At 46.5% G+C, this 14,149-nt stretch carries 8 protein-coding genes; 3 read left to right on the plus strand and 5 right to left on the minus strand.

Annotated elements, in window-relative coordinates; all coding sequences use genetic code 11:
* Window positions 1-13 precede the first annotated feature (13 nt).
* The 3 genes from OZ401_RS08355 to OZ401_RS08365 all read left to right on the plus strand — a co-directional run bounded on the left by OZ401_RS08355 (window position 14) and on the right by OZ401_RS08365 (window position 7,408).
* Window positions 14-1,168: an IS3 family transposase gene (locus OZ401_RS08355; protein ID WP_341467773.1), complete on the plus strand. Its 1,155-nt coding sequence runs from the start codon at window positions 14-16 to the stop codon at window positions 1,166-1,168.
* A 496-nt stretch (window positions 1,169-1,664) separates the two neighbouring features.
* Window positions 1,665-4,880, plus strand: a complete 3,216-nt coding sequence (locus OZ401_RS08360) for a polysaccharide deacetylase family protein (RefSeq protein WP_341467774.1) — start codon at window positions 1,665-1,667, stop codon at window positions 4,878-4,880.
* Window positions 4,881-4,912: 32 nt separating this feature from the next.
* Window positions 4,913-7,408: a glycosyltransferase family 39 protein gene (locus OZ401_RS08365; RefSeq protein WP_341467775.1), complete on the plus strand. Its 2,496-nt coding sequence runs from the start codon at window positions 4,913-4,915 to the stop codon at window positions 7,406-7,408.
* 17 nt (window positions 7,409-7,425) lie between these two features.
* Here OZ401_RS08365 and OZ401_RS08370 read toward each other — a convergent pair whose 3' ends face one another.
* The 5 genes from OZ401_RS08370 to purD all read right to left on the minus strand — a co-directional run bounded on the left by OZ401_RS08370 (window position 7,426) and on the right by purD (window position 13,735).
* Entirely contained in the window at window positions 7,426-9,702 is a 2,277-nt protein-coding gene (locus tag OZ401_RS08370; protein WP_341467776.1) for a hypothetical protein, read from the minus strand.
* 92 nt (window positions 9,703-9,794) lie between these two features.
* Entirely contained in the window at window positions 9,795-10,499 is a 705-nt protein-coding gene (locus tag OZ401_RS08375) for an HAD family hydrolase (RefSeq protein ID WP_341467777.1), read from the minus strand.
* Complete coding sequence (locus OZ401_RS08380) at window positions 10,492-10,806, minus strand: hypothetical protein (protein WP_341467778.1); 315 nt, start codon at window positions 10,804-10,806, stop codon at window positions 10,492-10,494. The genes OZ401_RS08375 and OZ401_RS08380 overlap by 8 nt, the downstream gene beginning before the upstream one ends.
* A gap of 64 nt (window positions 10,807-10,870) precedes the next feature.
* Complete coding sequence (purF, locus tag OZ401_RS08385) at window positions 10,871-12,361, minus strand: amidophosphoribosyltransferase (RefSeq protein WP_341467779.1); 1,491 nt, start codon at window positions 12,359-12,361, stop codon at window positions 10,871-10,873.
* 84 nt (window positions 12,362-12,445) lie between these two features.
* A complete protein-coding gene (gene purD, locus OZ401_RS08390) occupies window positions 12,446-13,735 on the minus strand; it encodes a phosphoribosylamine--glycine ligase (RefSeq protein WP_341467780.1) in 1,290 nt (429 codons plus the stop codon).
* Window positions 13,736-14,149: the final 414 nt, after the last annotated feature.

Here is a 14,149-nt window from a genome sequence, read left to right on the forward strand (position 1 = left end):
TATACTTAAAAACATGACAACACCTAGAAAAAAGTATTCACCCACATTTAAGTCTCAAAGAGTGCAAGAAGTGCTGGAAGGTAATAAAACCGTTACCCAGATAGCTTCTGAATATGGTATTCATCCGAATATGCTCACTAAATGGAAACAACTGGCTCTAAAAGGTCTGCCACAATCCTTTGATGAGCGTACTCAGAAGCAAATCGCGCTGCTGACCGCACAGTACGAACAAGAAAAAGAACAACTTTACGCCGAAATAGGTCGCCTGACTACACCGCTCAGGTGGTTAGGAAAAAAAGTGAAGCAGGCTTTGCCCAGGTCGGTCAGATTAAGCCTAATCGAAACCCAAAAAGCTGAACTCTCACTCTCAAAACAAAGTGAGTTGCTAGGAATTAGCCGTTCCAGTTTGTACTACCGCTCAGTAGCACCAACCGAACGAGAAATTGAGCTCAAACACCGAATTGATGAGATTTACACCGTTTACCCTTTTTATGGATATCGGCGAATTCATCAACAATTACTGCGGGAAGGCAAGCACCTCAACCGCAAAACGGTGCAAAACTATATGCGGGAGATGGGGCTAGAAGCAATCTATCCTGGTCCTAATCTTTCGAAACGAGATCAAAAGCAGCGGGTATATCCCTATCTCTTAAGGAACCTGGCTATAACCAGACCCGCTCAGGTATTCGGTACCGACATCACATATATCAAGCTCAAACACGGTTGGCTTTATCTGGTGGCTGTCATCGACTGGTACAGCAGATATGTGGTAAGTTGGGAATTATCTGATACTTTGGAAATCGATTTTGTGCTTAGAACTACCGAGCGAGCGTTGGCGAAGATAAAACCGGAGATCTTTAACAGTGACCAAGGTAGTCATTTTACCAGTCCTAAATACACTGCTTTGATATTGGGCGCAGGTGTAAAGTTAAGTATGGATGGACGTGGGCGAGCACTAGATAATGTTTTCACCGAAAGGCTCTGGCGTTCCTTAAAATATGAGTGTGTTTATTTAGCACAATTTGAGAACCCCAAAGAAGCAAAGCTAGGGATTGGTGAGTATTTCGATTTCTACAATAATACTCGACCTCATCAGGCTTTGAAATATCAGACACCGGCTCAGGTTTATTTCAATACCGTGACACCAGTAATTATGTTAAAGAGCTAAAAAGAGTTACTAGCTATTTAACATTATTAGTTCTATAGAAAGGACTGTATCACTCCTTAACCAAGCTTTTATTTTTGTCTTGACAAACTGGGTCATTTCAGTTTACCAGCATATCTTATTACTATAGAGCAGGCGTAGCATCTACAACGAAGCTGCCTGACCTGCTAGAAAGCAATTATTTGAGTCTGCCATGCAAGCGGCACATCAGCGCGGTTACTTTGCTCGGTGTAGTTTATACTGTATTGGCTTAAGATTTTTGTGGTGGTTTTCAAGCCGAACAAATTGATTTAAATTCGCTTAGCTTGTTTTTAGACATTTTCTCTTCTTTCTGCCGATAGTATCAACTCTTCCTTGATGATACCACTCTTTAACTCCTTTTCCGTCTTCCTTCAAAGTTTCGACACCCACATATTTCTTGAACTGTGGAAAAGCGACCCAGACTATGCTATTATTCCCCTGACTATTTTGGAGCAAAATTCGTCTTTATTAGGCTATTTTGAAGACTAAACCTAAAATCAATAGTTCCTATTCTGAACCATCTGCACAGGGACTTCCCCCTTATCCGATTCCGAATGCACGACGTAGTCACAAACTTATGTTTGCCTATGCCTCGCTACTGGCGTTGCTTTACTTTGTAGCGGCGCAGCCTTTAGCAGATTCAACTGCCAATTCGCGCAGTCTATGGGGTTTGGCTTATGCGCTTGGCACTGAGCAAACTTTTATTATTGATAGCTCTGCTGCCGGGTTGCATGGTTCGCCTTTGCTCAAACCGGGAGATTTTTCCAATTCCGCTTACTTTGAGGGACATTATTATTCAGGTAGCGCACCGGGAGCCGCTATTGTGGTGCAACCCTTCCTGCAAATCGGGCGGCTGTTTGGCAACCCTGAGGCTTGGGGAATAGCATTAACTGCTTTGCTGGGAGCCGCAACCGTTTTGTTAATATATGCGGGCGCGCTCAAGCTCGGTTCGTCACAGCAAAGCGCAAGGTTTGCGGGAGTAGCGTTAGGGTTGGGTTCATTATTGTGGCGGGCTTCGGGTCAATTCACCCCTTCAATTTTCTCTATTACTATATTAAGCGCGGCTTTATTACTGGTTCTCCCGCCGTTGCCTCGTACTCTGGCGCAACCTGTTAATAGTGGGCAGGAACGTTTAGATAAATTCGGTAGTTTGTTGCTTGGGGCGTTGCTGGGCTTAGCTGTTACGATAGATTACCAGAATGTGCTTTGGCTACCGCTTTTTGTCGTATATATGTTTTTTGCCAAGCGTACTAAATTGAGTGGCTGGTTGGGCTTAGCGGGCGGCTGGGTTGCAGGGTTGTTGCCGCTACTTTTGTATAATACCGCTATTTTTGGTAAACCTTGGGCTTTTAGCTATGGGTTTCTTTTAGACAATAAACAGGCTACCAGTTTCAGTGGGCAGTTTTTAAACGGCTATAATATTAGCCAGTTCTGGCAAGCTTTTTTTGGTTCGGGACGTGCTTCGTTGGGAATATTTATACTGCTTTTTGGTGTTTGGGGGCTGGTGGCATTGAGTGGGCAAAGGGGTAAGCGCGGCGCAACAGTTCTATTGGTAAGTTTGAGCATAGGAATAGTATTTACTGGCTTAATGCGCCGTCCTGTAGGGGAAGGCGAAGTAATGGCGGATTTTATTGCGCCGCTTGTTGTGCCGCTTGCCTATGGAAGCGCAATCTGGTTTGAGCGATTAATGTTTCTCACCCGCCTTGAATATCGGGGTCTGCCTACCTTTTCAACTTTAGGAATTGCTTTATTTTATCTAATTTCCCCACCCGGTCCCAACCTATCTAATATACAGAACGTATTACCGATAGTACCGCTTATCTTGCTGGTCGCGCTGGTTAACTGGCTTTTTTTAAATAAAAAGAAACCTGCCTTTTTACAATTTCGATTTGATTTCAACTTCAAAGCCATTCTTGCCGGAGGTTTGATATTAATTGCGTTTTTTCCGATCTTTGTATTTCCAGCCGGGAAGGCTGTTTTTGCAGAAGGTCAGGGTAATAACCTACTTTATAATCCTGAATTAAAAATAGAAGCTAGTAAGGTGGTAGGTTGGTATGGGCTGATTTCAAACCAAGTGAAGGGTGCCGCACAATTTCAACCCTATCTGGTGCCGGTATTGGGAGGCAAGGTTTACGGACTGGAATTCCAAGCGAAAGGTGCAGGAAGGTTAAGGGTTAGCTGGATATGGAGCGATGAAGGGCACGAAGTCCTAAACAGTTTTGCGCATGACTTTGTTATTAATGATAAACCAACCTACCAAGATTTTCGGACTGCCCCACCTGCTGCAACTTACTTGCAATTAGTGTTTGACCAAACATCTGGCGAAATTGCATACAATCGCATTGCCGTTTTTGAGAATGGAGTGCGGGTCGAGCCGATGAAGAATTATGCTATTGCTGCCCTTTCCTTTAGTTTTGACTGGGAAAGCGCGATGGGCGGATTGGTGCATAGTCGGGGCGGTGGGACAAGTTCATTAGGTGAGTCTGGCGGGGATGCGCTGACCGATGAGAATAAAAAGGCAGTTTTGGACTACGCCGAAGAGCGTGGCATGGAGATGAGGCACGGTGCGGATAACCTACTGAGTATTTTTCAAAAATATGGGGTATCCGGCACTTTCTACGCTACAGGTTATAACTTGCTGGATGGCAATACCGATAAGCGGTCTTTCTCCAACAACCCGATTTATCGCTGGGCTAAGCCACCCTATTGGGAGAATGATTTCTGGGCGCGTAACCCTTGGTATGGCGCTGACCCTTATGGCACTTACCAGTCTGATCCCGCTTGGTATTTTGGGGATCAAACCACTCGGTTGCAGCAAGGCGGTCAAGAAATTGCCAGCCATACCTTTGGGCATTTGCTAGTACGCGCCGCTACTCCCGCCGACCTTGCAGTTGATTTGAAGGAGTGGCTCACGGCAGCGCATGATAAAAATCTACCGGCGCCGCGTTCCTTCGCTTTCCCTTGGAAGGGCAGCAACAGCCTAACTCCCGTATTTTATGATGTCCTATACGAGGCAGGCTTCAGATTTATCACTCGCACTTATAACCTCGATCAAGGTTACGAGCAAGACCCAAAAGACGGCTCTATCGCTTATCTAAACTCACAGCGGGATGCCAGCGGTAAGCCCTTGCGCACTGCTACCCCCCCGCCCGATAATTATTATTTTTATCTTGACCGGGTACATTATGCTTTGACCAATACAAAAACTGGCAAAACCGAGCGTACAACAGACTCGCGTTTTTTGGTATTGCATGATTATCAGTTATTATCTTCCACTGCCAGCGAGCAGGTTTCTAACAGTTTGATAGATGAGCTTTTGCGGCGACGCGGTGGTTATGGTAGCATTTGGACACACCCTGAAGCGGTGAGCAGTGAACAAGATAAAGCCGCATGGGAGCGTGTAGTGGCATATGCGGCGCAAATGCGTGATAAAGGCTTGTGGGTGGATGGCGTTGAGGCAATCATGCAATTCAGGGCTGATGCGCAACAAATAGGGGTTAAGAGCGAAGTTTCGGGCAAGCATATGAAGATAACTTTGAACAACCCGACTGCTCATTCACTAGAAGGAGTAACTCTGACATTGCCTGCACCCCTCAAAAATGCTCCCGGCGCGGTGAGTGTGCGAGGCGCTCAATTGGTTGCCCCTAAAATACCAGCAAATGGCTCTATCACTCTGGAGGTAGAACTCGCCTGATAAGCGCATTTTTAAAGAAATATAGAGCCGGATTGCTTTTTGGCTTGCTCCTACTTGTCGGTTCAACCGCATTGCTCACTCTAGCGTACTCACTTAAAAGTGAATTCAGGCTGGCAATTGGAGAGTTTGGGGATGCCCCCTACCTGAGTGGGTTTAACAGTGATGAACCCGGCGCGCCCCGTTATCGCTGGACGGGCGGTAGCCGTATTACTGAAGGACAAACTTCCGCGCTGGTTAATTTCCCCTTCCTTCCGGCGAGTGGCGTAGAGAATCGGGTGAAAATCCAAGCGGGCGCGGCTTCGGCTAAAGATTCCGGACAAAAGAATCCCCCTGTAGTAACCATATTGGTGAACGGCGTAGAAATCGGCAAGGCGCAAATGCCGGAAGGTACGGTAAGCGACTTTGAATTTAAAGTTCCCGCTAATGTTCTGCGAGACGATTATTTTTTGGTAGAGTTGCGTTCTCCGGTTTTTAGCGCGGGTGGGCGGCAATTAGGCGTTAAGTTACAGGAAGTAACCCTGCTAACTACTCCTACCCTACGCATTCCACCTTTTGAAGTATGGTTTTGGACGTTGGTTTTTGCGGCGAGTGGCGGGTTGTTTGCGCTTAAAGTTGTACAAGTGTGGCGCAAGCGCACCGCTATTTTTATCGCAGCCTCGATAGGTTTGTTGTTTTTAGCGCCCTTGCTGCTTTTGCCCTATATTGTGCCTCGCAATATCAATCTGTGGTACGGACCATCAAACTCTACGCCCTATCTGATGCAGGTGGCGGCATGGGTAATGGGAAGCGTGGGGGTACTGGCATGGTTCAGAGAAATCGGAAACTGGCTCTGGGAATTTCCCGCAAAACTGGAAGAAGGCAACCTTACCCGTAATATTTTGCTGGGCTTCAGTGTTTTGTATGTGGTTTACGCCCTGCTGGTCATCTGGCAAATGGACTTTGTGGGGCATGCGGATTATGCCGATAATGCGGTGGTGGCGCGAAATCTGATACGCGGAAACGGGCTATCCGCCGATTATGCTGCTCAATTTTACACGCGCTATGACCTGCCGCGCCCTGCCGATACCTGGCCTATCCTGCAACCGCTGATGATTGCGCCTTTCTTCTTGTTATTTGGTTCAACCGCTTTTGCTGCCAAACTGCCAAACCTGATAATTGTGCTGGTTTTGACATGGGCGCTCTATCGTTGGGGTACGCGCTACTTCAACCGCAAAACGGGGCTGGTAGCAGGTTTATTGAGCCTGTCCTCACCTGTTTTCTGGGAAACGGTGGCGTACCCGATTAATGACATCGGTTTTACTCTCTTTGCCTTTCTCGGTTTGCTGAACCTATATCGTGCCAGTCAGTATCGCCAGTTATCCGGGGCAACGATCTCAGATACTGTCGCCGCTCGCCGTTCTATTCCTCGCCAAATTTACCAATGGCTGGTTTATCCCGCTCGAAAATATTGGTTGTGGGCGGGTTTATGGTGTGGCTTGTTACTATGGAGTAAACCAAGCGGAGCGGTAGTGTTGGTAGCAGCGGGCTTGTGGTTGCTTTATCAGAAGTATTTTAACCGTGAAATCAGAATCGAGTGGAAAAGCCTGTTACTGTGGGGTGTGCTGGCGTTGCTAGTTTTCTCTCCCTATATGGCACGCAGTATGATTATGAGCGGTAGCCCGATTAACAGCACCGAACGTTATGATGCTTGGTTGCTAGAATACACTCCTTGGGAACATATCTACGACCTGTATTATCCCGATAATCGCCCATTACCGGAACCGCGCTTGTTGTTAAATTATGGCTTCGATACGGTCTTAAAGACCAAATACACCCAATTCCGGGATGCCGCCGAGGATTTTATTCAAGGGCGTTATATTGCTCCGGTAGTATGGATTTTTGCGGTAGTGGGTTTGTTTGGGCTATCGCGGAAGCGATACGGGTTGTTGGCATTGCTGGCAAGCGGTTTCGTAATATACCTAATGTTCATAAACCTGTACTGGCATTACGAGATTCGCTATTTCATGGTCTGGTTGCCGTGGTTTTATCTACTAGGGGCTTATGGCTTGGGCTGGCTCTATGACAAACTGCACCAAAATGAGAATACTGCAAAAGTTGGTAAGTTGGGTATTTGGCTATTATTCGGTTCGCTTATGATAATGGTGCTACCAAATATTCCGCAAATTACCGATACCGGATATACCGGAAAAACTGGAATTGTGATAGCCTCCGATTGGATAAAACAGAACACGCCCGCCAATGCGGTTATAATGACTCGCTCACCTTGGGAACTGAGCTTCCATAGCGACCGACGTAGCGTCATGATTCCCAACAATATCCAAACGTTGACACAGCTTAAGCCGATAATTCGTGACTACAAAGTGCGCTATCTACAGCTTAATTATCTGGATACAGGTAACCCAATTTGGCGAGAGCGTCCTGCCATCTCGAAATTGCTCAATCGCGAACCCGTTCCCGGTTTTAACAAAGTCTATGAATGGGGCGATTTTGTGGTTTATGAGATTACCGACCCGAATTTGCTCAATTAGTCCAAACCGCCGTATAGCTAAGAAGCAAAATCAAGCTGCATTTTTCGGAAGAGCAAGCTCAAGGGGCGGTTATCTTGAGAAATTCCTAATTTGATGGGGCGATCAGCGGGTTCGGGGCTGAAAAGTCTGATCAGGTGATCGCCTGTGGACAACTCAAGTGTCACGGTAAAAGATTGCTGCGCCGGGTTAGTTTTAAGAGTAGTAACAGCCTTACCGTCCACTTCCAAAGTTAAGCTACGATCTCGCGCGAAAGCGATAGCATCGAAGCTTAGTACATAGCGTCCGGTTTGGGGCACAAACGCCGCCAGAAATCCCTCTTGCCCGTTCATCCAGCGTTGCCCACCTCCGTCTGTTTCTGCGCCATACCAGCCACGTGAGAAGGTCAGGAGGGGTTGCATCTGGGCGGGTGGTGGTACCGCACACACCAGCATTTGGGTATCCTCATACATGCAGCCGTTCTTAGTTGAGCCTACAACGCGCTCGATAATTTTTAATTGCTGGTTATAAACCGCATCTGAAAGCTTTTCACCATAATCGTACTTGTACAACACTAGATAGGCAAAGTGATTGTATGTGAGATAACTGCGCAACCTATCGCTTGTCAGATTAATCGCATCAGACGCACTTAGCTTGAGCGATTCTGCTTGCATAATAAAAGCCAGCGGAGAGGCGGCATAATCAAAAAATGGTGTGGGCTTTTCGTAAGGCGGTATTTCGGAACGCTCATTGAAATAAACCGGAGTACGCGCTAAATAGCCACTCAAAATAGGTCGTCCATGCTCGATCTGGAAACGCATATAGGCGGCTTTGTGATGATAGCGCATGTCAAAAGGCAACTCCAACAATGCGCCCGGTTGTTCCATTTGACCTGAAGTAAAAATAGCGGGAGTTGGTTCTACTACCCAATCGCTCCATTCAATCGGCTGCGGCGAAGAACCTAACACGAACACTAGCAAAAATATGCCGGAAGTCAGCTTTGCTACACCGGAATTCTCTAACCAGCCTCTAAAACTACCCTTTAACTTGAGTGATTGTGCCAGTTTGAAAGTTTTTAGGCGCGTTTCAAACCAGACCCAACCATAGCCGCTACACACCGCTATCACCAAACTGGCTGGAATCAACCAGCGCCACAGGTAATGTACTGAATTCAGCATCGGAATTTTGCTGATTAGCTCGCCTGACATTGGTATGCCCGTGTCGCTTCCAAAAAATACCAGCGTTGTACCAAGCGACAAAATTACCAGCACCACGAACATAAGACCCCAAACCCGTATTCCACGCTGCCTGATAACTCCAATTAAGCCCAATGCCATAACCGCCAGCCATACCAACGTATGGAGTAGGAATTTCGGTTCAAAGGGTTGGAGTTGCCACAGGGATTGCCAAGGGGCAAGAATGCTACCTAAATCCGCGCCGGGAATAATCTCGTTGGAAGTTTGGGTAAACACACCGGAAGTAGTTTGATGGCTGGTGCGGATAAAGAGCGGGGCATAGCTTAATACTGCGGGTAAAACCGCCAGTCCTACGCCAAGCGCAACTCCTAGAGCGTTATACCAACGTTTCTGAAACAAAATACGCAGCAAATGCCAGCTTGCTAGGAATACGGTTATAAAGGTGGCGAAAAGCAAATGGTATTGATCGGTAAAAGCTATTAATACTAAAAAGCTGGCGGAAAGCGTACCATAGCGTATTTTGTAACGTAAAGATACCAGCTTAAGATCAGCAGGGTCGGCAGGCGCTAATTGTTTCAGGAACTTCAACAGCCATAAGGTATAAAATGGTAGCCATTGTAGCTGGATTATAGTCAGTTGACCAAAATAAGTAGCGGGCGCTTGCCACGGCGAAAAAGCGTAAACCAACCCGGCTAGTAGCCCGGCTCTCCGGTTGTCGGTAAGGTAAGTTATCAAACAATAAGCGCCCCATGCTCCTCCCACCAAACCCACAAAGTAAAGAAAATTAAAGGTCGGCACAATTCCCCACAGTAATTGTACGGGTAAACTTAGAATTGAGCCGGTCAAATTGGTTGGGTAAATCGCTAGGTCAGTGCCACCGGGATAAAATAGCATCGGCGTAAAATAAGGAGTGGTATGAAAGTCTAGTAGCGCGCGTTTTACCCACCACATAAACCAGAAATTCTGATCACGATCCGGTTTTATTATGGCGGTTGTATGGTCGTTGAAGGATAGCACTAAGGGCCAAGTATAAAATATAGCGATTGCTAAAAAGAAAAGTATTACAGCCAAATGGATGAGATAAGGGGATTTTGATTTTATTTTGAGCCTGAGATTAATCATCTAGAATAGTTTAACCGTTTGAGGAAACAATAGGTTAGCGGTGTGGAATTATATAAGGAGGTTCTAAGTCTGTCAATTGTGGCTTACCTATACTAATCAAAAGAGGCAAACTTAAGGTAATCCAGTACCGCAGTTATAGTTGGTAACCGATAATCTACAACATAGTCCTTTTCAGGGTAACGATAGGCGTGACCTCGTTCTTGCTCTACTAAAGCGGTAATAAAGCCTGCCAGCTTTGCCCCTATCATTTCATTGTCCCCTCCGTCACCAACAAAGAGACATTCTGAAGCATTAACTTTTAATCGAGTTGCAGCTTGAAGGTAAATTTCCACTTCGGGTTTTACCAGACCAACCTCGCAACTCAGGATTGTCAAATCTGTTTTCTTCCGAATACCCATTTCGTTAACAATAGAGGGGGTAAGGTAACTACAATTGCTGATTAGCCCGATTATATATCCGGTATTTTTCAAATCATCCAGCATTTGTTCAACACCGGGGTAGAAATGCACCTGACTCGCCCGACTCTGCTGTTCGAACTTAGCCAGCACCGGGGCGATCTGTTCAATTTTTTCAGCCGGGAGTGCCAACTCTTTCAAAGTAAGTTGCGCGCGTTCCAGGCCTGATCTTATTTGACCGCGTAAAGCAGCATCGGTATAACTTCTCCAACTGTTCCATAATATTTCTGGTGGGACACCCACCATTTCAATTAGTTCGTGGAAGTTGGTTGTGCGCGGCTCATTGTAGATGAGAGTACCCCATAAATCGAAAATAACAGCTTTAACGGGCAACTTACTCATCTCCCAGCCTTATTCTAGTACGCGCACCACTTACCTGTTTTTCAAGCATCAATCGTTTGCGATATTCATGAAGCCATTGTTTGCCTTGAATCGCACGTAAGTTATCAGGGTTGATTGTCAGGCAATTATCTAGCGCGGTTTCTATATCCTCTGGTGAGTCTACCGCTCCGCTCATCCAGAGCCAGCCTTCCTCGCTAAGTTCGTCCTTGTCAAGATATTGCATGAGAAGTTCGCGCGCTTCTACCTGTTTACCGTTCAGTACAAGACGCGCACCATCAACAAGTAATCGCCGCGTTTCTACATCCATTTCTACACAACTTTCTAAATTTTAGACCGAACCTTATTTCGCTGTTATTCGCAAAATAAATAGCTTATAGGCTTTCCATTGCCAGCTTTGCACCGCCCGGTACATACTTAAAGTCAATCGGATAATGTCCATTAAAGCATGCGAGGCACAAGCGGTTTTTGTTGATGCCTGAAGCAGTTACAAAATTATCAGCGGAAAGAAAGCCCAGTGAATCGGCATCCACATGCTGCCGGATTTGCTCGACAGTAAGGCGGTTGGCAATCAGTTCTTCATAAGTACCAGTATCAATTCCCAATACACATGGGTGGAGAATTGGGGGAGCGCTGATTCGCAGATGAACTTCGCGTGCCCCACCGATGGTACGAAGCATACTGACAATGCCTCTGGTGGTATTTCCTCGTACAATTGAGTCATCTACTACTACTACTCGTTTACCTTCAAGGATTGGGCGAAGGGGATTCAGCTTTAGTTGTACACTACGACGGCGCATTTGAGGGTCGGGTTGTATGAAAGTACGCCCGATATAGCGGTTTTTAATAATCCCTTCACGGTATGGTAAACCGCTTTCCTGTGCATAACCGGCGGCGGCAGGAATACCGCTATCGGGTACGCCAATCACCAAATCAGCTTCGACAGAATGTTCTCGCGCCAGCCAACGACCCAATTCTTCCCGTACCATATAAACGTTACGCCCCGAAATATTACTGTCCGGACGCGCAATATAAAATAGTTCGGTGGCACAAAGGGCGGCTTGATGTTCTGGCGCTTCCCAACGCGGCAACCGGGAGATAGTTTTAGCCCCACTTTCGGACAATTCAAGGATTTCGCCCGGTTCAACATCAAACTCGTAACTGGCATCTACCGTGTCAAGTGCGCAGGTTTCACTGCATACAATCCAACCGCCACCATCATTTAGCTGCCCGACACTGAGGGGACGAATGCCAAAAGGATCACGTATGGCATAAACGTGGTGTTGGGTCATTACTGCAAGGCTAAAAGCGCCTCTCAGACGTTTAGCTCCGTTATATAGCTTTTCGTGCCAATTTGCGCCGGGCGCTAACGCCAATATATGAGTGATAACTTCGGTGTCGGTGGTTCCCCCTAATTTTACTCCGGCGTTTAACAATTCTTCACGCAACTCGGAAGCGTTTACCACATTGCCGTTATGTGCTACCACCACATAGCCCAATACCGGGTCATGTGCTTCGAAAGGTCCTGCATTAGCGAGGTTGCTGCTGCCTGTGGTGGAGTAGCGCACATGCCCTACACCCATATAACCCTGCAACTGGCTGAGGATGCGATCATCGAACACTTCGCTGACCAAACCCATACTTTTGCGTAGCCCTAAGTCTTTACCGTCCCAAACTGCGATTCCGGCGCTTTCCTGACCGCGATGCTGAAGGGCGTAAAGCCCAAAGTGTATCAAGCGCGCTATTTGTCGTTTTGGAGCTACAATACCAAAAACGCCGCACTCATCGCGCGGCTTATCATCCAGAGAATCTCTAATAATGGCATTATTAATTTGCAAAACACGTCTCGAGTTGCTCTTTGCCACTACTTACACCCCCATATTTAAAGCTATTAATTGTAAGTTTTTCTCGCCTTTTTGAATCAGCATGGAAAAGCTAACAACTTTGTATTACTCCTCTTCCCTCTGAGCGATGTCGTGCCGATATTGCATCCCCACAAATGCGCCCAAACCAGCATTAATGGCATTATACACTTTCTTACGGGCTAGTGAAATACTGCTCTCCGTTGAAATTATGTTAAAAACCCTGCCACCATTTGTCACGAGTTGCCCATCTGGGTTTAGCGCAGTTCCGGCATGAAATAGCTCTACCCCATCGAAATGAAGGTCTGCCCCGGTAATTGGGATGCCCTTTTGGTAAGTGCCGGGATAGCCTTCAGCTACCAATACCACTCCCACAGAATATTTATTGCTGTACCTGAGGCTAGAAGCTTCGGTTAGTCGTCCCTGTGCGGTTAGTAGTAGATATTCTAGCAAATCCGATTCGAGTAAAGGTAAAAGCGCTTGTGTTTCAGGGTCTCCAAAACGGCAGTTAAATTCGACCACTTTTGGACCTGCATCGGTAAGCATCAATCCGGCGTAAAGGATGCCTCGGTAATCAATGCCCTGCTGCTGGAAACCATGCAAAGCAGGCATCAGGATTTCGCGAAGTACTTGCGCTACCATCTTGCTACCCATCAAACGAGTAGGGGCATATACGCCCATCCCTCCGGTATTAGCTCCGGCGTCACCATCCCCAATACGCTTATAATCGCATGCGCCCGGTAGTGGAAATATAAAGCCGCTTTTGGTATCGCATAATGCTAGTACCGAGACTTCTGGTCCTTGCATATATTCTTCGACCAGCAATACTGCGCCGCTCTCTCCAAAGATGCGTTCTAGCATCACCTGTGTGGCAAATTGAATTGCTTCATTGCGATCCTCTGTTACCAGAACACCTTTACCCGCCGCCAATCCGTCTGCTTTTAGCACATAGGGACCCGGTTCTGAGTATAGGTAATTTATAGCATCGTTCAAATTATCAAAAGTGTGACGGGCTGCCGTTGGAATACCGTACCACGACATAAAAGATTTAGCCCAAGCTTTGCTGGCTTCAATCTGCGCGCCCTGTGCTCCCGGACCGAATACATCAAACCCTTCTGCCCTTAGTCTATCAGCCAACCCTGCCGCCAAGGGCGCTTCTGGACCTACAACTATCAATCCGGGTTTTTTTTCTTGCGCCAGTTTGATTAGACCTTCAATATCTTCGATACCCACTGCGACATTTTCGCTATTGGCAAGGCGGGCAGTGCCACCATTACCCGGCGCAAATATCAAATGGCGCGCTTCTGGCGATTGTCTCAATTTCCAGCCAAGGGCGTGTTCTCTACCACCACTGCCCACAATAAGAATATCAATCAAGAAACGCTCCTCCTTATATCCGGGATAGACAATATAGCCGCTTGAATTATATAAAATTCTGGAATTGATTTCATCACGTATGATATAGAAAGGTGGCGCAATTAAGGCTAATTGAGTAAATCCGATTTTTATCAATTATTACCAGTGATAACTGACAGAGGTTAGCACTATGATTAAGGAAACTATCAAGGTTGCCAGCAAAACCAGCAAGCCCATGATTTCAAGTAAATCCATATTTCTTCCAAGTCTCAACTAATAATTTTGCCATCTGTTTGTGCGTCGCTGATTAGTTGCCAAGTTAGGTGTAGTACCCTCACGGACATTTCTCGAATACCCAATGGGTGCAAAGAGTTACGTACTAAAAGCATTCTTGCAACATATCTGCTGGTTAAGGCATATAAAAGAGCAAGAGTC

The sequence above is a fragment of the Candidatus Chlorohelix allophototropha genome (assembly GCF_030389965.1).
Classification (GTDB): Bacteria; Chloroflexota; Chloroflexia; order Chloroheliales; family Chloroheliaceae; genus Chlorohelix; species Chlorohelix allophototropha.

Bases quoted from the DNA above. Each gene is read 5' to 3' on its own strand.
- OZ401_RS08380 (WP_341467778.1), bottom strand. From the start codon at position 10,806: ATGGATGTAGAAACGCGGCGATTACTTGTTGATGGTGCGCGTCTTGTA.
- OZ401_RS08375 (WP_341467777.1), bottom strand. From the start codon at position 10,499: ATGAGTAAGTTGCCCGTTAAAGCTGTTATTTTCGATTTATGGGGTACT.
- OZ401_RS08355 (WP_341467773.1), top strand. From the start codon at position 14: ATGACAACACCTAGAAAAAAGTATTCACCCACATTTAAGTCTCAAAGA.
- OZ401_RS08370 (WP_341467776.1), bottom strand. From the start codon at position 9,702: ATGATTAATCTCAGGCTCAAAATAAAATCAAAATCCCCTTATCTCATC.